This is a genomic window from Butyrivibrio sp. NC2002 (assembly GCF_000702265.1).
Classification (GTDB): domain Bacteria; phylum Bacillota; class Clostridia; order Lachnospirales; family Lachnospiraceae; genus Butyrivibrio.
In genome coordinates this window covers 666,721-691,964 of sequence record NZ_KL370880.1, presented here as the reverse complement: position 1 = coordinate 691,964, position 25,244 = coordinate 666,721, and the positions used below count along the sequence as shown (strand labels likewise).

The following is a 25,244-nucleotide window of genomic DNA, read 5'->3' as shown; positions in this document are numbered from 1 at the left end:
CACTATAAGTAATTTTTTAAAGCCCTTAACTTTGTCTTGCTCTCGCTACTCTGTGTACAATGTTCTGCCACAGGTGCGAAACTATTCCAAAATCTCTCTGAAGAGATTGCGGAAGCGATGGTATTCTGTCAAACAATATCTGTAAGTACTCTTCTTTGTAATTTCCAAGATCAAGTATCTCGATGCTGTAATTTGCCTTACTTCCATCCTTTGACAAATGAACATGTGTAACCGTTCCGTCAAATACAACTCTGTACTCTCCGTTGTCTATCGTAACCTCCACAGATGCACCTCTGTATACGCCTTCCCCTTCATCGAGAAAAACTCGTATGCTATGCTCTGTAAGCCTTGTTGTAACTCCGTATGATATCTCTCCCTTTCCTTTTCCGTGAAGGATCTTAACCTCAACCGGTTCTGCATCTATAACCTCAACCGGCTCTGCATCGGACTCCCTGCCGTCTATAAGGAACATTGCCATGATCAGGAAGTACAGATTTCTTATCATCCAGAATAAAAGAATGAGAAGGCTCACGATCTGCAAGGACTCAAATATAGTGATAACCCTGATTATTCCCGCTACAGACAAAACAGTCAGAATAATAAACGGAAGCATTTCCTTAATATCCAATGACTGTTTTACCGGTTTTGCTGATTTATCCGTAACCTTGAAGGTTGACATTGTTATTCCAAGGCTTTCCTTCAATATCGGCATAAAAAGCCCCGGCATGGTGCTTGTTTCATAGATTCCCGACCACTTGGTGGATATTGTATTTTTACTTATTACTCTAAGTGTAATATCCTGAATCATATACATCTGGAACCAGAACACCAGCAGTTCCAGCCAGTTGCATTTAAGAACAGGTATCCCAAAGGTTGCAAAAACAATCGGAGAGAGCATATATATCATATTTTTCATCGGTGAATACCAATATATGACTGAGCTAAGATAGCTGAGCTTCTGCGCCAGATTGATATCCTTTCTGCGGATAAGTTTAAGCTTTCTGGCTGTAACAATAACTCCTCTGCCCCATCTGCTTCTTTGTTTGATATGCTCCTTAAACGTATGGGGTGTCTGTCCGCTGGCAAGCGGTTCAGCTATAGCCATGCTCACGTAGCCTTTTGCCTCAATAAGCATTCCCGTAGCAAAATCTTCCGTTATGGACTCTGTATAAAATCCGCCTATGTCCTCAAGCGCCTGCCTTGAAATCACAGTATTGGAACCGCCGTAGATGACACTGTTGGTTGTTGTCTTTGCAACCTCAATAGTCCTGTAAAAGAAATCCTGCTCATTGGGCGCTCTTCTTTCAGAGTAAAGCGCATGCTGGAAAACATCACGATCATAGAAGCACTGTGGTGACTGCAAAAGGCCCAAATGTATCTTGTCTTCCTCTTTCTTACCCTGATTTCTTTTCTCCACATCAATAAAATACGGGATGGTCTTAAGCAAAAAGTCACTCTTAACTATCATATCGCTGTCGAGTGTAACAACGTATGGCGAAGATGTTTTTGCAAGAGCATTGTTAAGATTACCTGCCTTTGCACCCTTGTTGTCCGGCCTGTCAAAATATCCGACCCCCATATTCTGTGCAAGTTCTCTCATGCTGCTTCTTCTGTTGTCATCGCAAACCCAGATATGGACTTTATTTTTATCAGGATATTTCAGGTGTTTACAACCATTTATGGTCTTCAGCAGAATATCCTCACCTTCGTTATAGGTCGCAATAAAAATATCCACATCAGGGTACTCATCATCAGCAATTTCGGGAAGCGGATGATTCTTAAGTCCCAGGAGATTTACATATAAAGCTACCGATTCAATAAATCCGATGATTTCTACGATGAGCAGGAGTACGCTTGCTGTTACCGCCAGGGGTCCACTTTCAAAAGGAATCGAACCTGTAATTCTCCATATCAGATATATCAACGTATAAAATACACTTACAAGCAACAGCATTTTCGCATAAATTATGTCGTTCTTATTGTTCTTACTCCATCCTGCAAGTTCTTCTTTTGTATAAGCATCATAAAATGTCGTCCACTTGTTTCTGAAAAATGTACGATATACATCCTTAGTCAACAGCGCAGCTGCCATAATAAGCAGAGAAATCAGTGCATAAATGCCCCACCTGTCGATCTGGATAAACCCATCTTCAGTAACAGACCTGCTTATGAAAGTATTTATGGCATTTGGCTTATCTCTTTCAAACTCCTCATCAAATGCAGGAATCTCAGAGGGCTTTGTTCCTCTTATCAGTTCCCTGATCCACTTGCCTGTACCTGTCAGGATCTCATCCTTTATAGGGATCGTTATTTTGGAGCGAGCTCTGAAAAATGAACTGGTCTCCTGTTTATCTGACAGATTCCAAACAGTAAATCCAATATTATTTTCAAGAAGATACTCAAACCACCTTATTGCATTTTCCTTATCAACTGTTCCATCACCGCTTTCCGAGGATATTCCACACTCCGTTACAAAAACAGGCAGTCCACTCTCTCTGGCATTTACCAGTTCATCAAACAGATCGTCATAGTGGCTTGCAGCATAGAAATGCAGTGAATACATCACATTGTCATATTTAAGTGGTCTTTGTATTGCAGGCACAAGATTTCTGTCATAGTTTGGAGTTCCGATTATGATGACCGAATCCTCCATGTTTTTTCTGATAACAGGTATTAACTCATTACTGTACCTGGTAATATCATCCCAGGTTGTATCGCCATTTGGCTCATTACAGATTTCAAATATTAAGTTAGGATATTGTGAATATTTTGAAGAAATATGATCAAAGAACTCTAAGGCCTCGTCTTTATTGATGTTAGGATCCTTGTCATTTAGAACGTGCCAGTCTACAAGCACATACATATCAGCAGCGATTGCCGCTTCTATGCCTTTTTCCACCAGCCTTAGGCTTTCTTTTTTTTCACCGTTACAATAAACTTCGGAGTACATGGCAAGTCTTATGAGATTACAGTTCCAATCATCTGCAAGCTCACAAAATACATCCTTGTCGATATACTCCGGATACCATGTAAGACCATGTGTGCTGATACCGCGAAGCTGCACAGCTTCTCCATTCTCACCACACAGATTTACACCATCAACATGAAGTTTTCCCGAATTTGAAGGGCGCGCTACACTAACCTCTTCCCCGGCAGCACTACTTTTAAGCACATAGCTGCCCTGATAAAGGAAGACGCAAGCAAAAGCAAGAACTACAACTAAAATCAGCGTAATCCTATAAAATAAGCTTACCCTCGCACGCATAATCTATCATTCTCAATCTTTCCCGAAAACCTTATCAATAGCATGATATACATCAGTTGAGAGGAAGGGTTTGATAACAAAATCCTTCGCTCCACGTTTAAGCGCAATAACAATCATCGGTTCCTGTTTCTGGTCGGAACACATGATAACATTGGCATCAGGATGTGCAGTCATGATTTCAGTCAGCGCATCTATTCCATTCATAACAGGCATATTGATGTCGAGAATAACAAGGTCAGGTTTTTTCTCTTCATACATCTTAACAGCCTGTTCTCCGGTAGTTGCTTCACCAACAATCTCGTAATCACTTTGTTTTAAAATATTCCTGAGCATCTCTCTAAAAAAAGCTGTATCATCGGCTATAAGAATTCTTTTTCTCATATTTGCCCCCTGTAAAAAGAGTAATAAAGTTGCGAGATAGGTCATTAAATATTATACAACCTTGAATACTTATCTAAAAGTGATTACGAAGATTATTTATCAATTGTTTATTAAATTTTCATTCGCTTTTTCGTTGCATTTTGCTAAAGCTTTTCACAAAGAATAGATCTCATTTATTGCATCTTTTAAATTCTCGGACACATCTGCTTCGGAAAGCCATTTAATAAATTCATCATCAGATAACTGTCTAAGAGCATTGTAAACCGCATCCTTGGTCATGATGCCTGTCCACGCATATTCAAGAATATCAAATACTCTCTTCTTTTTATCATTTTCAGCAAGACTTAGTCCGGATACTGTAATGCTTGCTCCGCTTTCTGTTCTGACTTTAGCTGTTTTAATTACAAGGACCTTCTTATCCTCAATATACTTTGCCTCTGCATCAAGCCCATTGGATGATGAATCAGATGCAGTTACCCTGCCATTTACCTCATCAAAATCCACACCGTAAATATGAAGTTCATATCCTCTTTCCTTGGGGATAAGGTCTGTATTGCCTTCAGCTTTATTTATTGTAAATTCAAGGCAATCTAAACCGTTTGCTCCCTTCTTATAAGTCTGAGAATAGGTTGTTGTCACAAAATCACCCTCTACATAATTCATGGTGATTCCGTCGTCTTCATATAAAGTGTATTCGCCTTCTTTTCCGGCACCGATGCATAGCTTAAGTTCTTTGGGATTAGGCGCACCGTTTTCTCTGTCATTTAAATTCATGGGCACGATACCGCCCTCTCTTAAGAGAACCGGAGTCTCCTCAAGTTTTCTGTATAATCTTCCTGCTCTTCTGCCTTCATAGATAAGTCCGTTTAGAAGGTCATACCATCTGCCCTTGGGAATTATCATATTTACAGGGGCCATTTTTAGTTCAGCATCAAGTTTTCCTGTGATCGCGCCTACTATAAGCTGCTCACCAAAGCCGTATTCACAATGAACATTGTATGCAGTATCATCATCCGGAAGTTCATAATACATAGGCCTTATAAGCGGCTTGTCATCTTTGTAAGCCCTGTAGGTCTCAGTATAAAGATAAGGAATAAGCGATGCCCTGAGCCTCATAAAATCTGCAATTATCTTGTGATAGGGTTCTTCGAGCACCCACGGCTCCTTATTCAGGAAAGGACTGTTACTGCTGTGAAGTCTCATGATCGGAGAAAATACACCCTGCTCAACCCAGCGAACAAGCCTCTCCAGATCCTTTGAGCCCATCATATGTCCGCCTATGTCATGGCTCCACCATCCATAGCCTATGTTACTTGCCGTGGATGTGAAATAAGGCTGGAAGCTAAGGCTCTTCCATGTCATCTTGGTATCTCCCGAAAAACCTATAGGATATCTGTGGCTTCCGGGACCTGCATACCTTGAAAAGATCATAGGACGTACGTTTCTGCCCTCCTGATCCTTGTAGTGATAGTGGTTAAGCAAAAATAGCGGATCTACATCATCTGCATGTTTTCCCGTTCCCTGCTGCCAGTCTATCCACCAGAAATCAACACCCATCTTCTCATAGGGGTGCATCAGTTCCTCAAAATATGTATCTCTGAAATCAGAATTTCCAAAGTCAAATTCTACAGGTTCTTCTTTCGAAGCATCAACTCCCATTCGATCTGCAACCTGCTTATACATATCCTCAAAAGCTCTGACTCCGTCTGCAGGATGAAGATTAAGCGTTGTATGAAGACCTCTCTTGTGAAGGTTTTTAAGGAACCTCTCAGGATCAGGGAAAAACTCCCTGTTCCATGAAAAGCCCGTCCAGCCGCTTCCGTATTTCGGATTGACCTTGGTAATATGCCAGTCCATATCTATGACCGCAACACTCAGAGGAATCTCTTCTTTTTCAAAATTATCCATTACCTCGTTGTAGGACTCTTCTGTGTATTCGTAATATCTGCTCCACCAGTTTCCAAGAGCATATCTTGGGATCATGGGAGTTTTTCCGCACAGTCTGTAGAAATCCTTAAGTCCGCCAAAAAAGTCTGTGCCATAACCAAAGAAGTATATATCAACACATTCTCTTTCTCTGTTGATAAAAGATTCTGCTCCATCTGCCAAAGCTTCGCATACAGGACTATGACTGTCATCAATTACCGCAAAGCCTTTTCGTCCGAAAATACCGCCTTCAAGGTCGATCTCACCATCTGCTCCGTCAAGAGTTCTGGCCGTACCCATCAGGTTGCCGTCCGCATTTCCAACACCCATTCCGTAGTTCCATAAACTGTTACTATCCTTAAGCGTGATAGAAAGACCAAGCGGTGAGAATTCTCTCTTGTCATACTTTAAAACAAGTGATTTTGTCTCAATAACAAGACTGTCCTCACCATCATTTATGTCAGCCCATACTTCCGGAAAATCCCTGGATACTACCATCTTGGTAGCCCTATCCTCGAAAAAGCCCTCTTTTTGATACTCAAGTCTTATAAGTCTGTCTGTGAGAACTGTGATCCTGTAGTTCTCTCCTTTAGCAATGTTTTTGGTCATAGATTATTGTCCTCGTATATTATGTATTGGCACGATTGCTCCGCAATCCAGCCCTATCGGTCGGAACCATTCCAAATCATGACTTCGTCATGATGGTTCCTCCCTTACTTTACCTTTACTTTACCTTGATTTTACATGTTGCCTTGTAAGCTCCATCCTTAGTCTTAACAGTTATTACTGCTGTTCCCTTGGATATTGCTGTTACATTTCCTTCGCTGTCAACTGTTGCAACTTTTTTGTTGCCACTTGACCACTTAACATCCTTTATTGTTGCATTCTTCGGCTTTACTGTTGCCTTTAACTTGTATGTCTTTCCGACCTTAAGTGTCTTATTCTTTTTATTTAATTTAACGCCTGTGACCTTAACCGCTTTCTTTACAGTAACCTTGCAGTTTGCAGTAAAGTTTCCATCCTTAGTTGTTACGGTGATCACACATTTACCCTTTTTATTTGCCTTGATAAGTCCTGCCGCAGAAACTGTTGCGATCTTGGTGTTGCTGCTTGTCCATACAAGTTCTTTATCAGTAGCATTTTCGGGAGTTACAGTTGCTATCAGCTGGAAGGTTCCGCCTTTTCCAATCTTAACACTATTCTTGTTTAATGTAACTCCTGCTACAGCGATTGTTTGCTCTGTTTTCTCAGCTTCTTCTACAGTTTTGGATGATTCATCAGGAGCGGTAGTTTCACCGGGGTTTTCTTCACCGGGATCTTCATTTCCATTATTTTCCGGATGAGCTTCCTGCTTGGATGCGTAGCCTACAGAATCCTTTGTGTTAAAGTAAACATTTGTTGTATCAACGATTTCTTTATCCTCAAGCTGTTTGCCATTATAATTTGCTATGAATTTTAGCTCGCCATGCTCTATAGCGTCAGTAGGAACATAGGTGTAATACCATCCGTTTCCTTCAGAGTACATGCGAAGTCCCGGCCATCCGCCGAGCGTATTATTGTACTCACTGTTATGTGACCATACATAAGCATAGACTTTCCCCCAGTTATTATCATCATAATAATAAATTGTTGTAGTATCCGTATCCTCAGGGAAAGGAAGCACTATTTCTTCTTCGGGAGCTCCTAGAGCTTCTTTCTTTGACGCAAATATTCTGTCATCGCATACATATCTGTCTCTTATGTTGCTGATCGTAAGATCACCTGTCTGTCTTCCGTTGTTTCCGTTATTGAATATTATTTTTAAATTAGCTCCTGCTCCAGCGGGAACTGTGATCTTGTACCATCCCTCACCATCTGCTTCTGCAGGTACTCCGGGCCATTCTCCGAAACTACATGCCTCCCATGTGTAGGCATAAACCTGTTCCCAGTTATCTTTGTTATAAAAATATACTGTAGTGCTGTTTTGGGAAGCTCCAAATGCAGTCTCCGCATCCTCTTTTGAAGAGAATGTATCTACCTTGATATTTCCACCATCCTGCTCTGCACTAGGCATGAAGAATATTTTTTCACTTCCTGGAGCTATTCCTTCGATGTTCTGAGTCTGAGGACTTCCGTTCTGATTGAAAATAACATTATAAGTTCCTTCCAGATCCTTTGGAACTTTGAAATCTGCCCTGTACCAGTTTCCGCCTTCATCATACACTTTGTTTCCGGGCCATGTTGTCAGCGAATCTCCGCCTGTGATCCATGCATGAGCACAGATATTTTCCCATAAGAGTGTATTATAGAAATATGCTGAAACAGTCTTAACTCCAAGAGCATCATCTGTCTGCTCTTTGCTTTTATATATTTCAGATTTCTCAGGTGTTATGAATGCTTCGTTTACATTTTTTACATTATAAGAGAGTGTTGTATTTGTGCCGTCTGTAAATGAAATAGTAAAATCACTTGACTGAACATAGAACAAGTACCAGCCATCGTTTTCGCTGACACCCTTTATAGCCTCGTCCATTCCTTCTACATTTGCAGTTACATTCTCCCATTTACCTGTATTGTTAAAGTGTACTGTTGTAATATCTGCATCGGATGCCTCAGTAAGAACAACTACATCCTCAGGCTCAAGTAGACCTTTGATCACTCCATCCTTAACGATAAAGAGTCCGTTGTCGCCTTCTACATCATTTATATAAGCTCCGTCAGCAAGACTTGTTTCTCCGCTTATTGAAACAGGATAATTGCATGCATTTACAATAACAGCACCTGCAGCATTTTCTTCACCCTGGTCCATACGCTCTATCATAAGCGTATGAGTATCTCCGCCGGGATTTGACAGATATTCGTCTTTTCCTGCCATAAGTGTGCGGAACTTATTTACAGCTGCAACATCTTTTGATTTATATAAGTCGTTGCCTGCAGCTCCGAGAACATTGTCTCCAAAAGGAGCATCCTTTGAGCTGTTATTTGGTCTTGAGAAAAACAGCGGTGTTCCGTCTTTTCTTGCTGCGATGATAGCCCAGCCAAGAATGGTATCTGCATCATTTACAGTATTGTAGGACTTATCATTAATGTAGTTATCATGAGATTCAACCCATGTTACAAGCTTATCTGTATCAGCTTTATTTTCGCCATCATCATAAATCTTATAATCCATGATGTTTCCTACAGAAAAGTTATTATCTGAAAGAGCACTTCTTATAGATGAGCCATAGTTACTTGCTGTGGTTCCTCCAATATAGTTCTGATAGCCTGCAAGTCTGTCGCAATCGCCCTGAAGTACTTCGCCATATACAAACAGATTGTCATATCCTTTTCTGCTTGTCTCTTCAGAATAATCATTAAGAGCTTTTGACATATTCGGATAGAAAGTATTTCTCTTAGGCTCATCCTCATAAACTTCCGGGACCGGGTCATCCGGAAGTGCAATATGCTTGGCAGTATCTATTCTGAAGCCGTCAGCACCGCAGTTGATACAGTCTTCAAGATATGAATAGAAATAATCCTGAAAATCAGTATTTTCCGTATCGACGTCGGAAAGACCACCCATATCATTATAGGTAACCTCTACACGGTTGCTGTAGTTCATTGATGATCTCTCATTTTTATGATAGAGGTTATCAATACCTCCAACCGCATCAATGAGATTCTGCGATACCTCTGCAAACTCAGGTGTTGTGTGATTCGGAAGAATGTCAACAATTATTCCGATCCCGTACTCGTCTGCAACATTACACAGATTTATAAAATCGTCTCTTGTTCCAAGCTGATAATTACCAATCGTCCAGTCAGTTGGCTGATAGTGGTAATACCACATTCCATCAGTGCCATTAAGAGTTCCGTCAAGTGACAATGCATCATGAGTTGAAAGACATGCATTTATAGGAGATGTCTGGATTGCTGTAAATCCGGCATCAGCAATATCCTTCATATGCTCTGCTATGGTATTGAAATTCCAGCAAAATGCATGAAGTATTGCTCCGTCATGAATTGATTGTCTATTGACATCACTGCTATCGTTTATGTTCTCGAGTTCATGTACATTTGGATAGTTTTCCTTGTCAAGAGTGACAGTAAGCTCTTCTTCCTCAAGAGCTGTTGCCATTTCTTCTTTGGTATCATCCAAAGTTTCTTCGTTGTCTTCATCTTCAGAAACAACTTCTTCAGCATCAGAACTCTGATCAGATGTTTCTGTTATAGGATCATCTGCATTTTCCTGCTGAAGTTCTTCCTGTTTTTCTTCTTCATTCTCAGAAGAATCATTACTGTCACCAGCAGTTTCCTCTGCTTCAGAGACGGCTTCTACGCTTCCTGCAGCCTCTTCCTGTTTGGAACTACCTTCTTCCTTTGATTCGGTACCTTCTGAAGCTGCATTTTCTTTTTCCGCATCTTCTAAGACGCCATCACCTGCTTCGTCTACAAATGCTTCGCTTATATCTTCATTTGCTTCCGTTTCTGCACTTGCATGCAAAGTAAGCTGCGGTACATTACTGCCAAGTGATCCTGCGATCATTGATGCACTGATTCCTGCAGTGATAAACCGTTTAACTAAATGTTTACCTTTTTTCATCTCTTCCTCCCTAATACACACACTTTCTATGAATTAATCGATTAACCCCAATAAATCAAATTATAGACGTCAAATCCAGTGTGCGTCAATTGTTGAAGTTATTCGTATTTGGAAAACGTTTTTTGTTAAAATTGTACAAGAGTCCCATAAAAAAGACCTTCGAACCAGATCTCCTTAACCTGGTCCAAAGGCCTATCATTCTTTTTCCAATCTTTATTACATTTGCAAACTTCCCGCATCCCGAGAGGTCATGCAGGAAGTTTCATTATTTTATTTTTTCAAAAAATTTGTAGTCCTTTATGTCTATCTCGGGCATGAGCTCTTTGTTTATAATATCAAGCATCTCGCAGAGCTTATCAAAATCCTCCGGAGAAAAGCGCTCTTTACACCTTTCCATGATAATATTTAAGTAATCCTCGTTGATCTTTCTGTAGAGCAGATACTTTCTTGTGGGCTTTAAGTGATATTCCCTCGCATCTTCCTCTGACCTTATTTTTTCAACATATCCCTTCTGGATAAGGCATTTTATTCTGTGAGCCGCATTTGGAGATGATATATTTACGGCATTTGCAAACTCTGCTACCGTCGGCTCATCCAGAGCCATGATAACCTCCATACTGAAGGATTCAACTGTAGTCAGTGTCGCCTCCCTGTTTTCAAATCTGGAGTAAACCTTCATGTAAAAATGAAGCTTTAATTTGTCATAAATCTGGCTGATAGCAGTACTTAACATTATCAAAAATTCCTTTATATCCTATGATGTGTAGGAAACTTAGACCATAAATGCAACCATGATCACTGTCCCTATCAACATATTATAATATATCTTTTGACTTCGTAGTCATAAAAAATATTATGTAAAGCGTAAAAGTAATTTTTGCCTGTTTATGATCAGATAATAGAAAAAGTAATCTCCGCTCTTGCTGCTACTTTCCCGTCAACAAGTGCCTCAGCCTCCGCAACTCCTACAGGTCCTTTGCTCCTTACCATCATGCAACGCAGCTCGAGAACATCCCCGGGGACCACCGGCTTTTTAAATCTGCAGTTTTTTATTCCTCCAAAGAGAGCTATTTTCCCCTTATGCTCGGGAAGGCTAAGTGCAGCTACCGCGCCAGTCTGCGCAAGTGCTTCAACTATGAGAACACCCGGCATTATAGGATTCCCCGGAAAATGCCCTTGAAAAAAGGGCTCATCCATACTTACGCATTTTCTTCCAACTGCCCAGACTCCCGGCTCGTAATCAAGTATCCTGTCTACAAGAGCAAACGGATATCTGTGCGGAAGTATCTGCGCTATCTCTTCTGCTGAGAGAATATTTTTTTCTTCTCTGTTTTCCAATATTTCTTCAAGCATTTACAACTCCCTCATTTTTTTAAATATAAGACATGCATTGTGTCCGCCAAATCCAAGGCTGTTGCTAAGGACATAGGTAATATCTTTGTCTATTCCTTTTCCCGGAACATAGTTGAGGTCCATTTCAGGATCTGTCTCCTTGAGAGTAGCTGTCGGAGGAATGAATGAATCCTCCAGCGCTTTTACTGAAAAGATTGCTTCCACGCCGCCTGCACCTCCGAGGAGATGACCTGTCATGGATTTGGTACTTGATACAAACAGTTTTTTGGCATGATCTCCGAAGACCTTCTTAATAGCCGCGGTTTCAAACTTATCATTTAGATTCGTACTTGTTCCGTGAGCATTAATATAATCAATGTCCTCTTTTTTAATTCCTGCATCCTTTATCGCAAGTTCCATGCAAGCTGCTCCGCCTTCGCCATCAGGAGAAGGAGAAGTGATATGAAATGCATCACAGTTTGCACCGTATCCAACTATCTCCGCATAGATATGCGCGCCTCTTTTTACTGCATGTTCATACTCTTCAAGAACGATTATTCCGCTGCCCTCTCCCATAACAAAGCCGTTTCTGTCCTTGTCAAAAGGAATGCTGGCTCTCATTGGATCAGCTGTTTCGGACAGTGCCTTCATGTTCTGGAATCCTGCAATTCCAAGAGGAGTTATGCTGCTCTCGCAGCCTCCGCATACATAGGCATCCTCATAGCCATCGCGTATTCTTAAAAAGGCATCGCCTATAGCATTACTTCCACCTGCACAGGCTGTTACAGGGCAGGTACACATACCCTTAAGTCCGTGATAAATAGCAACTCTTGCAGCTGCCATATTGGAAATAGCCATTGGTACAAAAAATGGATTTACCTTGTCATTTCCCATATCTGTCATGCGCTGATGCTGCTCTTCTATATTGCCAAGTCCACCTATTCCGCTGGAAATAATTACACCTATCCTGTCCGCAGCAATCTTTGTAACCTTGGAATTAATGGTATAATCCTCATCCGCCTCACAAAGCCCAGAGTCCTCTATGGCCTCTTCAGCGGCATATAGAGCAAGCTGGGTAAATCTTGCCATATGACGCAGTTCTCTTTTTTCAAGGCGAGATGCGGGATCAAAATCCTTAACCTGCGCTGCCACCGTTACCTTATAACCTGTGGTGTCAAAAGCAGTGATCTTATCTACACCGCAAACTCCTTTTTTTATATTATCCCAGCTTTCCAAAACCGAATTACCCGTGGGATTGATTGTGCCAAGTCCCGTTACCACAACCCTTCTCTTATTACTCATAGTTTATCTCCTCTATATATGCCGTATTATATCTGCCTAAACGTGAGCGGATATTATTACATTCCCATTCCTCCGTCAACAGCAAGAACCTGACCTGTTATGTAACCGCTGTTTTCATCCGCAAGGAAAAGAACTGCATTTGCAACATCCTTTGAACTTCCCATTCTCTTTGCAGGAATCTGTGCATTTATTTTTTCTTTTACATCATCAGACAAAACTCCGGTCATATCCGTTTCAATCATCCCCGGTGCTATTGCATTGGCTGTTATATTTCTTGCAGCAAGCTCCTTGGCGATACTCTTGGTCATTCCGATAAGTCCGGCTTTACTCGCAGAATAGTTGACCTGTCCTGCATTTCCGTGAACACCGACAACGCTTGAAATACTTATGATCCTTCCAAACCTCTGCTTCATCATAGGCCTTATCGCCATCTGAGACAGTAGAAATGCACCTCTTAAATTGGTATCAATTACGCTGTCAAAATCGGAAGGCGTCATTCTTGCCAGAAGATTATCCCTTGTTATACCTGCATTATTGACAAGAACTTCCAGTTTACCTGTAAAAGAAAGTGCTGTTTCAATCAGCTTTTTTGCAGTTTCTTCTTTGGAGACATCGCCTTTTACCAAAGAAATCCCTCCAAGTACTCCTTCGCTTTCGCATAGCTTCTTTGTTTCATTTGCAGCTTCATCATTTCCCGCATAGCCGATAACAACGTTGTATCCTTTTTTGTAAAAAGCAATTGCAATCTCTCTGCCGATGCCTCTTCCCGCACCTGTCACAAGAGCTGTTTTTCTGTTATTTTCCATAATTTTCCACATCCTCAAAAGTCTCAAGGCTTACGCACTTAATATCGTCTATACCTTTTTCCTTTGCACACCTTTTTACAAATCCTGAAAGAGCCTTGCCCGGACCAATCTCTACAAATTCCTTAACGCCCTTATCAAGCATGTAATTTATAGACTGAGTCATAAGGACGCCGTTTTGTACCTGCCCTTTTAAGAGTTCCTGTACCGATTCATCCTCATGCTTTTCTCTTCCGACGAGATTAAATACAACGGGAATTCTTGCTTTTTCAAAACTGATATCCTCAAAATATTTTTCAAGTTCATCTCCTGCGCTCTTCATAAAGCTCGTATGGAAAGGACCGCTTACATTTAGGGGAACACATCTTTTTGCGCCGCTCTCCTTTGCAAGTTCAGCAGCCTTGTCGACTGCCTTTTTCTCACCTCCAAGAACAAGCTGCCCCGGGCAGTTATCATTGCAGATAGAAACAACTCCCAGCTCTTTTGCCTTATCAACGCATACATTTAGTTTTTCTCTGTCAAGCCCCATAACAGCAGTCATTCCTGCTTCAACGTCTTTAGCTGCTTTGGTCATCGCATTTCCTCTAAATGCAGCAAGCTTTACAGTCTCTTTATAGTCCCAGACACCGGCTGCGCAAAGGGCAGAATATTCACCAAGAGAGAGACCTGCCACGACATCCGGCTTAATGCCCTTATTTTCAAGGATCTTTGTCATACCGCAGGCAAAAGCGACCATGCAGGGCTGAGTATATCTGGTCCTATTTATCTCTCCCTCGGGATCTTCAAAACACATCTTCTTTAAATCAAAATCAAGTGAAACATTGTCAAATATCTCTCTGAATTCTGGATAATTTCTGTATAAGTCTTCTCCCATTCCCTTATGCTGGCTTCCCTGACCTGCATACAAAAATGCTCTTTTCATCATTTCATAAGCTCCTCAAATATCTCTCGAAGTGGTCTGATCTCATTTACCTGTCCGCAGGTCTGTCCCGCCATCAGACTGCCTGTATCAACATCTCCTTCAAAAACAGCTCTCCGTAAACTTCCAAGTGTGTACTTCTCCAGTTCCTCAAGAGATGCTCCTGTCTTTTCTTTTTTCAGATACTCACGGCTCATCTTGTTTTTAAGGATACGTACGGGAGTACCTCCTATTCTTCCGGTAACTATCGCATCTGTTCCCTTTGCCTTGATAACTGCTTTTTTATAATTTTCATGGATCGGACACTCTATGCTTGCAAGAAGGCATGTTCCGACCTGAACTCCGCAGGCACCAAGTGCATAAGCAGCTCTAACCTGCCTGCTATCTGCAATTCCTCCTGCAGCAATTACAGGAATATCAACCGCATCCACCGTCTGCGGAACAAGTGTCATCGTGGTCATCTCTCCCACATGTCCTCCGCTTTCACAGCCCTCTGCTATTACCGCATCTGCTCCTGCTTTTTCAAGGAGCCTGGCAAGGATAGGAGCTGCAACTACAGGGATAACCTTGATCCCCGCTGCCTTCCATTTATCCATGTACTTAGCAGGATTTCCTGCTCCTGTTGTCACTACCTTTATTTTTTCCTCTACGACTATGTCCGCAAACTCATCTGCATCCGGGTGCATGAGCATTATGTTTACGCCAAAAGGCTTGTCTGTTTTTTCGCGGCATATTCTTATTTCATCCCTAAGCATTTGGGGATTCATTCCGCCAACACCTATAAGGCCCAGAGCTCCTGCATTTGAGCAGGCCGCAGCAAAGCTTCCTGTTGCGATATTGGCCATACCGCCCTGAATTATAGGAAATTCAGTACCTAATATTTCGTTTAATTTTTTCATGATCTATCTCCCAAACGCAGTAGTACTCCTGCCCAGGTAAGGCCACCGCCAAACCCGACAAGCATGACCTTACTTCCTGCCTGCACTTTTCCCATCTGCTTTAGTTCACACAGTGCCATCGGAACCGAAGCTGCGCTTGTGTTTCCGTATTTGTCCATGTTCTTGTAAAACTTTGATGGATCAGCCTTCATCTTTCTTACGCAGTGATCAATGATCCTCTCGTTAGCCTGATGACACACTATCTGATCCACATCCTCTATGGTTAGCTTTGATTTTTCAAACAGCGCATTTACGCATTTGGGAATTGCGAAGGTGGCAAACTTAAATACCTCCTGCCCTTCCATGCTGATCTTGCTTCTCACAGGACCTGCGCCTTCAACTGTTATCTCGTAGCCTCCGCGTGCGCCAAGAAAAGACTCATAAAGTCCGCCTTCAGTCAGTTTGACTATTGCAGCGCCTGCCCCGTCTCCAAAGAGCACGCAGGTACTTCTGTCTGTCATATCAAGAAGCTTTGAGAGCTGCTCGCAGCCTATGACAAGTCCGTACTTTTCTCCGTTTCCGTTTAGCAAACCTCTTGCAACTTCAATTGCATATATAAATCCACTGCAGGCTGCATTAACATCAAGTACCGGAATGTCTTCTCTTAGGCCGAGCCTTTTTTGTATCACGCATGCCATACTGGGTGTAATGTACTCACCTGATATGGTTGCACATATCAGGCAGCCTATGTCAGCTTTATCGATACCTGCATCTTCTATAGCATTATCTGCAGCATCAAAAGCCAGTGTGTATGCGTCTTCATCTTCTGTGCAAAATCGTCTGTTTCGTATTCCGGTTCTGGTGCTTATCCACTCATCATTTGTTTCTACAATTTTCGAGAGATCATCATTGGATACCACTTTCCCCGCTTTTGCCATTCCACATCCGATGATTTCAATATTTTTCATAGCTTATCCAATCTTTCTGTATTTCATCTGTCTGTCAGTCTTTACTTCCTGAGGAGACATAGCCTCTAATTCCTTGAGGTGCTTGTAGAGAACTGCATCTATGTTTTTCATCACAAGTCTGTAATCTCTTTGCGCACCGCCAAGTGGCTCTCTTATCACCTCATCGCACACTCCTGCTTCCTTAAGGTCGTCCGCAGTAAGTTTCATTAGCTTACATGCTTCTTTATGTCTTGCAGAATCTTTCCACAAAATACTTGCGAATCCTTCAGGACTTAAGATTGAATAAACTGCATTTTCCAGCATCAAAACTCTGTTTGCAACGCCTATTGCAAGAGCACCTCCGGAATTTCCCTCTCCCGTAACTACTGATATAACAGGAACATGGAACTGGCTCATTTTTGCAAGATTTACTGCTATAGCCTCACCCTGACCGTGTTCCTCGGCTTCCATTCCGGGATATGCTCCCGGTGTATCAATAAAAGTAATTATGGGTCTTCCGAATTTCTCTGCCTGATTCATCAGACGAAGCGCTTTTCTGTAACCTTCAGGACACGGCATACCAAAGTTGTATTCCATATTTTCCTGAACCGTATGACCTTTTCTGTGTCCAATGACAGTTACAGGTATTCCATGAAATCTAGCTATGCCGCCATATATGCTCTTATCTTCATCAAAAAGATGGTCACCTTTTTGTTCAAAAAAATCAGTAAAAAGTCCGTCAATAAAGTCCTCAATATGAGGTCTGTCGCTATGTCTTGCAAGAAACACCTTTTCATCCGGTGAAAGCTTTTCACAGCTTCTAAGGAAGTACTCACGCATGTGGCTAAGTTCATCTATCTTCCTTTGATACTCACCCCACTTGGAATAATCATCCTCAGTTTCTTCAAGAACTTCCTTGCTCTTAATAGTCTCCTTTACAAGCTTTCCTGTCGTTTTGGCAGCTTTGCTCTTCAAGGTATCTATCTGTAAGTCAAGCTCTTCAATCTTCTTTAACATTGTTTCTATCATAGGTCCCCCTATTTCTGATGCAGCTTTATAAGCTTAATAAGCGTATCCTTCATGTCTTTTCGCTCAACTATCATGTCCACAAAGCCATGTGATTCGAGATATTCGCTCCTCTGAAAGCCCTTCGGAAGCTTCTTGTGGATTGTCTGTTCTATAACCCTTGGTCCTGCAAAACCTATGAGCGCTCCGGGCTCTGCAAGTGTAATATCTCCAAGAGAAGCAAAGCTTGCGGTCACGCCTCCTGTCGTGGGGTGCGTTAAGTAGCTTATATACAGGCCGCCCTGAGCACTGAACTCTTCTATCGCTGCCGCGGTTTTGGCCATCTGCATAAGTGAGTAGATTCCCTCCTGCATTCTGGCTCCGCCGCTCGCTGAAAAAATAATAAGAGGAAGGTGCTTTTGTGTTGCGTACTCAACGGCTCTGGTAACTTTTTCTCCAACAATGCTGCTCATACTTCCCATGAAAAATCTGCTGTCCAGAACAATCACGCATGCCTTGTGGCCACCTATTTTTCCTATCACAGTTACTGCAGCTTCCAAAAGCCCGGTTTCATTTTTCTGCTTACTAATCTTTTCCTTGTATTCCGGAAAATCCATCGGATCGCTTGCAGTAAGATCGGCATTTAGCTCCTGTACACTTCCTTGATCCATGATCAGAGACAATCTGTAATACGCCCCGATATTTTTATACTTGCCGCAAACAGGACATACATAGTAGTTGTCCTTCCAATCCTTTTTAAGGGCTCTTCTTCCGCAGGCCTTACAGGTAGCAAAAGCTGAGTCCTTATCATTTTTCAAAAAAGCTTCGCTTGCCTCTTTGCGGACCTTGGTTGAAAAAGCCATTTTGTTAAGTATAGGTACCATTACGTTCCTCCTGCTGCGCTTAATAAAAGCACACACATCATTTTGCAAATTTATTTATTTGCAGCGATGGCATTAAGTACATCCTGAACTGTATGAAGATCTGTGATAGCTTCATCAGGAATCTTGATCCCTGTCTTTTCCTCGATTTCCATATGAAGCTCAACTATAGCAAGTGAGTCCGCTCCGAGATCATCAATAAGATTTGCCTCAGGTGTTACTTCGCTCTCATCAACTCCAAGTGTCTCTGCGATTATTACTTTGATTTCATCTAAACTCATTTTAGTTATCTCCTTTTTAATTAAATTCTATTTAACTAATTTACTTTGAAATAGTATCCGATTAATTCCCATTTGTCAATCACATAATAAATAAAAAGGACATATAGTTTCCTATATGCCCTAAACTTACAATAATTCTTTTTAATGAATTTGCCCCTTACCGGGTGCATAGTCTCTTGATGTGTGACAGATCACTTAAGAATATTTACCGCCACAAGATAAACAACAAATGCTGCGACCCAGGCCACAAAGCACTGCCATAATACTACTGCAGCAGCCCATTTCCTTCCCATCTCTCTTTTAATGGATGCTATCGCAGCAACACATGGCGTGTACAGAAGCGAGAACACAAGCAGGCTAAGTGCTGATGCTGTCGAAAGATAAGCCTCAGCGCCTACATCTCCAAATAGAACTTCCAATACCGAAACAACACTTTCCTTTGCCATAAATCCTGATATAAGTGATGTGCATATTCTCCAGTCCCCAAGTCCAACAGGTACAAACAAAGGAACAAGTATGCCGGATATTGTGGCAAGTATGCTATTTTTTGCATCCTTAACAACATCGAAGTGAAAATCAAATGTCTGCAAGAACCATACTATCACTGTTGCTACAAAAATAACCGTAAATGCCTTCTGCAAAAAGTCTTTGGCTTTTTCCCACAAAAGCTGCATTACATTGCGTGCGCTTGGCATTCTGTAGTTTGGAAGTTCCATAACGAACGGAACAGCCTCGCCCTTAAACAGGAACTTTTTGTAAAAGAGCGCCGCGAGAACTCCAAGCAAGATCCCGCCAAAATAAAGCGAAGTAATTACTATCCATCCCGTATTTGGGAAAAATGCAGCCACAAAAAATGTATAAATCGGGAGTTTTGCAGTGCAGCTCATAAACGGAGTAAGAAGTATTGTCATCTTCCTGTCTCTGTCACTTGGAAGAGTCCTTGTGGACATAACAGCAGGAACCGTGCAGCCAAAGCCTATGAGCATCGGGACAATACTTCTTCCAGAAAGTCCTATCCTTCTTAGCATCTTATCCATAAAGAATGCTACTCTCGCAATATATCCGCTATCTTCAAGAAGTGATAAGAAAAAGAACATCGTCACTATTATCGGGAGGAAGCTAAGGACACTGCCCACGCCTTCAAATATGCCATCTATAACAAGGCCGTGTACAACTGCATTTACACCGGCTTTTTGAAGGCCCATATCTGTCAGCTGCTTTAGCCCGTCTATTCCCATCGCAAGAAGGTCCTGCAAAAATGCACCTATTACATTAAATGTAAGATAGAACACCAGCATCATTACTATTACAAAAATCGGGATTGCCGTGTATTTTCCTGTAAGCCATTTGTCGATCTTCTGACTTCTTATGTGTTCTTTGCTTTCATGAGGCTTAACAACGCACTCATCACAGATTTTTTTTATAAATGAAAATCTCATATCTGCGATGGCTGCGCTTCTATCCAGATTTCTCTCTTTTTCCATCTGCCTGGTGATATGTTCGAAAGTTCTGGTCTCGTTATCGTCAAGGTCAAGTCTTTTGAGAATCCTCTCATCACCCTCTATAACTTTACTTGCAGCGAATCTGACAGGAATACCCGCTCTCTGAGCATGATCCTCTATCAGATGGATCACGGCATGTATACATCTGTGGACTGCTCCGCCATGATCGTTTACATCACAGAAATCATCTATCTGCGGTTTTTCCTGGAAATGCGCTATGTGGATAGCATGATCTACAAGCTCATCTATACCTTCGTTTTTGGCAGCTGAGATCGGGACAACCGGAACACCGAGCATTTTTTCAAATCTGTTGATGTCTACAGATCCGCCGTTTCCTCTAAGTTCATCCATCATGTTCAGCGCTACAACAACAGGGATATTCATCTCAAGAAGCTGCATCGTAAGGTATAGATTTCTCTCAATATTGGTCGCATCTACTATGTTTATGATCGCTCTTGGTTTTTCTTTTAAAACAAAATCTCTGCTGACAAGCTCTTCACTTGAATATGGAGACATGGAATATATGCCCGGAAGATCTGTGATAAGTGTCTTGTATTTTCCTTTTATCTCGCCGTCTTTTCTGTCGACGGTAACGCCGGGGAAATTACCCACATGCTGATTCGATCCTGTGAGCTGATTAAAAAGTGTGGTCTTTCCGCAGTTCTGATTTCCGACAAGGGCGAAAGTAAGTAGTTCATCATCCGGAAGGGGATTGCCGCTTCCCTTCGGGTGATATTTGCCCTCTTCACCAAGTCCGGGATGCTCTATCTCCGGCTTTTTTTTCGGAATAATCTCTTCTTCACTGATACTGTCGATTAAAGTAGCCTCTATCTTCTCGGCATCAGAGAGCCTGAGTGTGAGTTCGTATCCGTGTATCCTAAGCTCCATAGGATCACCAAGAGGTGCAAGTTTAACAAGCATCACCTCAGCCCCCGGGATAACACCCATATCCAAAAAGTGCTGCCTTAGTGCGCCTTCGCCTCCGACACTGTCTATTCGTGCTGATTGCCCGACTTTTAAATCTTTTATAGTCATAAGTTCCTACCTTGTTTATTAAATAAAAAATGGATTTTACATCAAAAAAGATGATACCACAAACACAATAGTACGCGGAGTGTTTTTTATACAAAGTCATGGCTAATGTAAGAAAAAACTGCGGTACAATGACGCGTATGATCATTGCCCGCAGTCCTTTTACATCTAATAAGTTACTATCAGTAATTCTTGTAATTACCTTTATCTACTGCTTCGAAAGGAACATAAATATATGTTTCACTCTCATCAGCTCCATCAATAGAGCCTACAGGCTGCCCTTTACTCATAAGTACTCCAGCCTGAACAGCTGCAATTCCCTGACCTTTGGCAGACTGATAAACTGTAAATGTAAGTCCGCCTTTATCAATTGAAGCAAGACCATCCGCAGTTGCATCAACTCCAAATACAGGAATGTCATCTGTGCTTATGCCATTTTCCATCATATAATCCGCTACAGCTACTGCCATTGTATCGTTGTGACAAACTACAGCATCATATGCCTGTCCTGTCTTCAAAAACTGCTTAAACTTCTCTACAGCAATTTCTCCTGACCAGTCAGCATAATCTTCAAAGACATAATTTACATTTATGCCATTTGCTTTCATCGTGTTCTTGAAACCGTTTTGGCGTCCCACTGTTCCCGAATGGTCTTTTACGCCCTTGAACATTACTATGTTGAATTCCTTCTTTGAAGGGTAAAGAGCCATCAGCTTTTCAGCCTGGAACTGTCCTGCCTGCTCCTCACTTGATCCAACATAAATGTACTTGTTTGCTTTCATGTATTCTGCATCGGGTTTTGAATTGCAAAAAATGATCGGCACACCGTTTGCTGCAACTTCAAGCTGCTGCGCTGTTGCAGAATTGACAGGAATACACAAGATTGCAGTACATCCGTCAGCTACTGCATTTTTAATTGACTCAACCTGTTTTTCAACAGTATCGTCCTCCGCATTAGCTACAATCGTAACTCCGCTGTTACCTGCTTCCGCAATTGCTGCATCTGCAAATGCCTGTCTGAAGTCATCTTTTGTATATGACAGATATAGTTTTGCCGAGCCTCCGGAGCTTGAAGAATTCTTGGAGCCACAGCCTCCTACGAGCACCGCACACATAACCAGTATCAAAGCAAAGGAAACTATTTTCTTCATGATTCTCAGTCCTCCTCACTTTCTATGTTAAATTTACTCATATGCTCAGACAGACTCTCGGAAGTCTTTGCAAGATTTGTAGAGTCATCAGCAACCTTCTGACTGTTTTCAGTAATATTATCTGCCTGCTCAACCATAGTCTCAGATGTAGCAAGGATTTCCTGTGAGCTTGCCGCCTGCTCTTCGGAAACTGCCGCAACGTTAGTTGCAACTCTGTCGACTTCCTCAATTTTAGTGAGGAACTCTTTAATGAGGACGTTAGTTTCCTGAATATTGTTGTAAATCTCATCAAAGGTATCAACAGATCCCTTAATCGATGCACTGCTTTCATCGATATTCTTTGCACTGTTGTTGGCCTGTGCAACGGCATCTGCAACAAGATCTCTAACCTGTTCGATAAGACCTCCGATAGTATTAACCGACTCAGTACTTGTAGCTGCAAGTTTTCCGATCTGAGATGCAACAACCGCGAAGCCTTTTCCTGCCTCACCGGCGCGTGCAGCCTCAATCGAAGCATTAAGTGAAAGGAGGTTTGTCTCATCAGCGATCTCACCGATAAGTCCGATGATTTCGGTAATTTCCTCAGAAGACTTACCAACCTTGTTGATAGCTTCCTGTAGATTATTCATGTTTTCAAGGATCTTATCCATAGCAGATCCAACTTCTTCCATCTCTCTCTTAGCTTTGATAGAGACTTCTACAGTCTGCTTGATCTTTTCATCAGCCTCAGTACCTTTTTCTCTTGTATCGGAAACAACATTTGCAAGAACAGTAGCGTTGCCGGCGATTTCATTGACAGACTCAGAGAGCTGATTAACCGTATCTTTGAGCTGTGTCATTGATTGTCCCTGGATCTTGGCTGCTTCATACATGTTATTGGCAACATCACTACTTGTCTCTGACTGTTCACTTAAGTCATCCGCAGCCTGCCTGATATCTGCTATCATGTGGCGCATAGAACCGGAAAAGCTGTCAAGGGATCTGCCCATAACTGCGATCTCATCCTGGCCTTTGTTATCGATCTTAATAGTAAAGTCACCGGATGACATATCGGTAATATTCTTGGTAAGACCTGCAATAGGTTTAACAAGATATTTGATGATCTTTGAAAGTACAAACGCAAGAAGAACGACCGAAATAACACCGATTATAAGCATCAGATTTCCCAGCTTATTGGAATCGGCAAAGATAATGCTGTCCGGAATATATGAAACAAGGATCCATCCTGTAGAACCAACTTCTTTTATGCAGGTCATATTGCCTTCTATCTCGAAAAGGTCATATTGACGTGCATTTAATTTATCAGCTACTTTCGACATGAACTTTGATCCGTCGGAACCGATAGTTGTTCCAAGAAGTGCATTATCTCTGTGAGCAAGGATTGCCATATCATTGCTGTCAACAAGGAACGATGTAGCACCTTCCATGCTGATAGAAGAATTAACGATAATCGTAACAGCATCAAGTGACATGTCCGCACCGATAACCCTTACTGTATCACTATCCTCAACGAGCATACCTGTCGCACTTATGATCTTGGCCCCGTCAGCATCCTGGTAAGGCGTGGTAATAGACATATTTACCGTTGTTAGACCATGCTTATACCACTCAGCATTCTGAAAATCCGTCATGATTTTTTCAGAATCCGAAGCCTTATATGTTTTTCCATCGGCAGATGCTATATATATGCCCTCAGGAAAATCGGTGTCATAGCCATAGAAGCCGTCAAGCACGTTCTGGATATCAGCATCCGTAAAGTTTGAACGTTCTACCGTCTGTTTTATTGAAGAAAGAGTCCCCAGGTTCTGATCAACCCAGTCTTTTATCTTGGAAGCCTGGCTTGCAACGGAGGACTGCAGAAGCTCTTCTGATGATTGTTTTATCATATTTTTGGAGACATTATATGATACTGTGATCAGCACTATTACAAGAGCTGTAACGATAGGTACGATGATTGCAAGCATTTCAGCCTGCATAGATTTAAAACCGCGCGGTTTGCCGCTTGTACCCTTAGATGTTTTTTTCTGAGGCATAGCGATACTCCTTTCAAAAGTCGTCATGTCCTCAATATACCACCTAAAAACTGATTGTGCGCGGTTTAATAGTCTTTTTACAAATTTATAATAAATAAGAAAGACCTTATGCTGTTTTTGTTTACAAACGCCTACTAGCATAAAGTCTTTTTACATTCTTTAATCATTATTATATACTTCCCACATCTCGAGAGGTCATTCACCCGCTCCAAGGCTCCTCCGGTGAGAATTAAATGCGCAGATAATGTTTTTCCACCATTTTTAGTGCCATATTACCGGCAATTCCGGATTTTTAGAAATCTCTGTTAGTGACTTTGACTTTTCAACATCAATGAATGGATTTTTCCCTGAAGCAGGGTCAAGCTTGTAAACCGGAGTTCCATCTCCCTTCATAAAGGCTTCCACATATTCGCTGATCGAATTGATCTTATAGTGAAAGCTCATTCCGCCCATCGATATGATCGGGAAAAAATGAATATCTGAACCTGCTGCCATCAAAAAGTCATGATCCTTGGCATACTGATAGCCCAGCGCATTCTGATAGTCAGGATTGCCTGCGTTGAACACCTCAGCACCATCGCAGACAGAAGGCGTAAGATGGATTGCTGACAAATAGCCTCTTTCTCTGTATGGGTGCGCCTGGATCATTATTCCTCCGGCTTCATGGACCAGGTCATATACTTCATGCCTTGTTTTTTCCATGATGTCATCATTTTCAAGAAGCCACTCTTTGTCAACGCCATAAAGAAGATACTCGTCCCCTTGAAAATTGTATTCTATCCCAAACATCACAGTAAGATCTGTTCCCTTTGCTGCTTCAAGTGCATGCTCATATCCACTGCAATACTGCTCAATCCTCTTCTCCCACGGAATATCCTTGGGAACACAGCTGTTGCCGTTAAAGAAATGATCTGTCACGATAAAACCGCTGTATCCGCATTTTATCATGTAGTCAATATAATCCTCAGCAGGTGTTGTACTGCACGCGCTTGCCTCAATTGTATGTAAATGTGTTTCGTATATATAGTTCATCTTGTACCTT

Annotated in this window: 18 protein-coding genes; all 18 read right to left on the bottom strand. The window is 41.8% G+C overall.

Annotation, left to right across the window (positions count from 1 at the left end; genetic code table 11):
- Window positions 1-25: 25 nt before the first annotated feature.
- On the bottom strand, window positions 26-3,172 hold the full coding sequence (locus tag T543_RS10135; protein WP_197023951.1) for a cellulase family glycosylhydrolase: 3,147 nt from the start codon (window positions 3,170-3,172) through the stop codon (window positions 26-28).
- Window positions 3,173-3,277: 105 nt separating this feature from the next.
- Window positions 3,278-3,646: a response regulator gene (locus tag T543_RS10130; protein WP_035768028.1), complete on the bottom strand. Its 369-nt coding sequence runs from the start codon at window positions 3,644-3,646 to the stop codon at window positions 3,278-3,280.
- A gap of 153 nt (window positions 3,647-3,799) precedes the next feature.
- On the bottom strand, window positions 3,800-6,181 hold the full coding sequence (locus T543_RS10125) for a glycoside hydrolase family 31 protein (protein ID WP_051638687.1): 2,382 nt from the start codon (window positions 6,179-6,181) through the stop codon (window positions 3,800-3,802).
- A 115-nt stretch (window positions 6,182-6,296) separates the two neighbouring features.
- Window positions 6,297-10,136 (bottom strand): starch-binding protein, encoded by a 3,840-nt coding sequence (locus T543_RS15295; protein WP_051638686.1) that lies wholly within the window; start codon window positions 10,134-10,136, stop codon window positions 6,297-6,299.
- A 265-nt stretch (window positions 10,137-10,401) separates the two neighbouring features.
- Window positions 10,402-10,869 carry a MarR family winged helix-turn-helix transcriptional regulator gene (locus T543_RS10110; protein WP_035768026.1) on the bottom strand — a complete coding sequence of 156 codons (468 nt, stop codon included), beginning with the start codon at window positions 10,867-10,869 and terminating at the stop codon, window positions 10,402-10,404.
- 158 nt (window positions 10,870-11,027) lie between these two features.
- On the bottom strand, window positions 11,028-11,489 hold the full coding sequence (fabZ, locus tag T543_RS10105) for a 3-hydroxyacyl-ACP dehydratase FabZ (protein ID WP_051638685.1): 462 nt from the start codon (window positions 11,487-11,489) through the stop codon (window positions 11,028-11,030).
- Window positions 11,490-12,770 carry a beta-ketoacyl-ACP synthase II gene (gene fabF, locus T543_RS10100; protein WP_035768024.1) on the bottom strand — a complete coding sequence of 427 codons (1,281 nt, stop codon included), beginning with the start codon at window positions 12,768-12,770 and terminating at the stop codon, window positions 11,490-11,492. It abuts the gene before it with no gap.
- Window positions 12,771-12,826: 56 nt separating this feature from the next.
- A complete protein-coding gene (fabG, locus tag T543_RS10095) occupies window positions 12,827-13,576 on the bottom strand; it encodes a 3-oxoacyl-[acyl-carrier-protein] reductase (RefSeq protein ID WP_035768022.1) in 750 nt (249 codons plus the stop codon).
- Window positions 13,566-14,498 carry an ACP S-malonyltransferase gene (fabD, locus tag T543_RS10090; RefSeq protein ID WP_035768019.1) on the bottom strand — a complete coding sequence of 311 codons (933 nt, stop codon included), beginning with the start codon at window positions 14,496-14,498 and terminating at the stop codon, window positions 13,566-13,568. Before fabD ends, fabG begins: the two co-directional genes overlap by 11 nt.
- Window positions 14,495-15,394 (bottom strand): nitronate monooxygenase, encoded by a 900-nt coding sequence (locus T543_RS10085; protein WP_334291519.1) that lies wholly within the window; start codon window positions 15,392-15,394, stop codon window positions 14,495-14,497. Before T543_RS10085 ends, fabD begins: the two co-directional genes overlap by 4 nt.
- Window positions 15,388-16,338, bottom strand: coding sequence for a beta-ketoacyl-ACP synthase III (locus tag T543_RS10080; RefSeq protein WP_035768015.1), 951 nt, complete (start codon window positions 16,336-16,338; stop codon window positions 15,388-15,390). Before T543_RS10080 ends, T543_RS10085 begins: the two co-directional genes overlap by 7 nt.
- A gap of 3 nt (window positions 16,339-16,341) precedes the next feature.
- A complete protein-coding gene (locus T543_RS10075; RefSeq protein WP_035768013.1) occupies window positions 16,342-17,346 on the bottom strand; it encodes an acetyl-CoA carboxylase carboxyltransferase subunit alpha in 1,005 nt (334 codons plus the stop codon).
- Between the two features lie 8 nt (window positions 17,347-17,354).
- The gene (gene accD, locus T543_RS10070; protein WP_035768011.1) at window positions 17,355-18,206 is read right to left on the bottom strand and encodes an acetyl-CoA carboxylase, carboxyltransferase subunit beta; all 852 of its coding nucleotides are present in this window, start codon (window positions 18,204-18,206) and stop codon (window positions 17,355-17,357) included.
- A gap of 50 nt (window positions 18,207-18,256) precedes the next feature.
- A complete protein-coding gene (gene acpP / locus T543_RS10065) occupies window positions 18,257-18,484 on the bottom strand; it encodes an acyl carrier protein (RefSeq protein WP_035768008.1) in 228 nt (75 codons plus the stop codon).
- 191 nt (window positions 18,485-18,675) lie between these two features.
- The gene (gene feoB / locus T543_RS10060) at window positions 18,676-21,021 is read right to left on the bottom strand and encodes a ferrous iron transport protein B (protein WP_035768005.1); all 2,346 of its coding nucleotides are present in this window, start codon (window positions 21,019-21,021) and stop codon (window positions 18,676-18,678) included.
- A 179-nt stretch (window positions 21,022-21,200) separates the two neighbouring features.
- Window positions 21,201-22,169, bottom strand: a complete 969-nt coding sequence (locus T543_RS10055; protein ID WP_035768003.1) for a substrate-binding domain-containing protein — start codon at window positions 22,167-22,169, stop codon at window positions 21,201-21,203.
- Window positions 22,170-22,174: 5 nt separating this feature from the next.
- The gene (locus T543_RS10050) at window positions 22,175-24,202 is read right to left on the bottom strand and encodes a methyl-accepting chemotaxis protein (protein WP_051638684.1); all 2,028 of its coding nucleotides are present in this window, start codon (window positions 24,200-24,202) and stop codon (window positions 22,175-22,177) included.
- Window positions 24,203-24,463: 261 nt separating this feature from the next.
- Window positions 24,464-25,234 carry a PHP domain-containing protein gene (locus T543_RS10045; RefSeq protein WP_051638683.1) on the bottom strand — a complete coding sequence of 257 codons (771 nt, stop codon included), beginning with the start codon at window positions 25,232-25,234 and terminating at the stop codon, window positions 24,464-24,466.
- Window positions 25,235-25,244 lie beyond the last annotated feature (10 nt).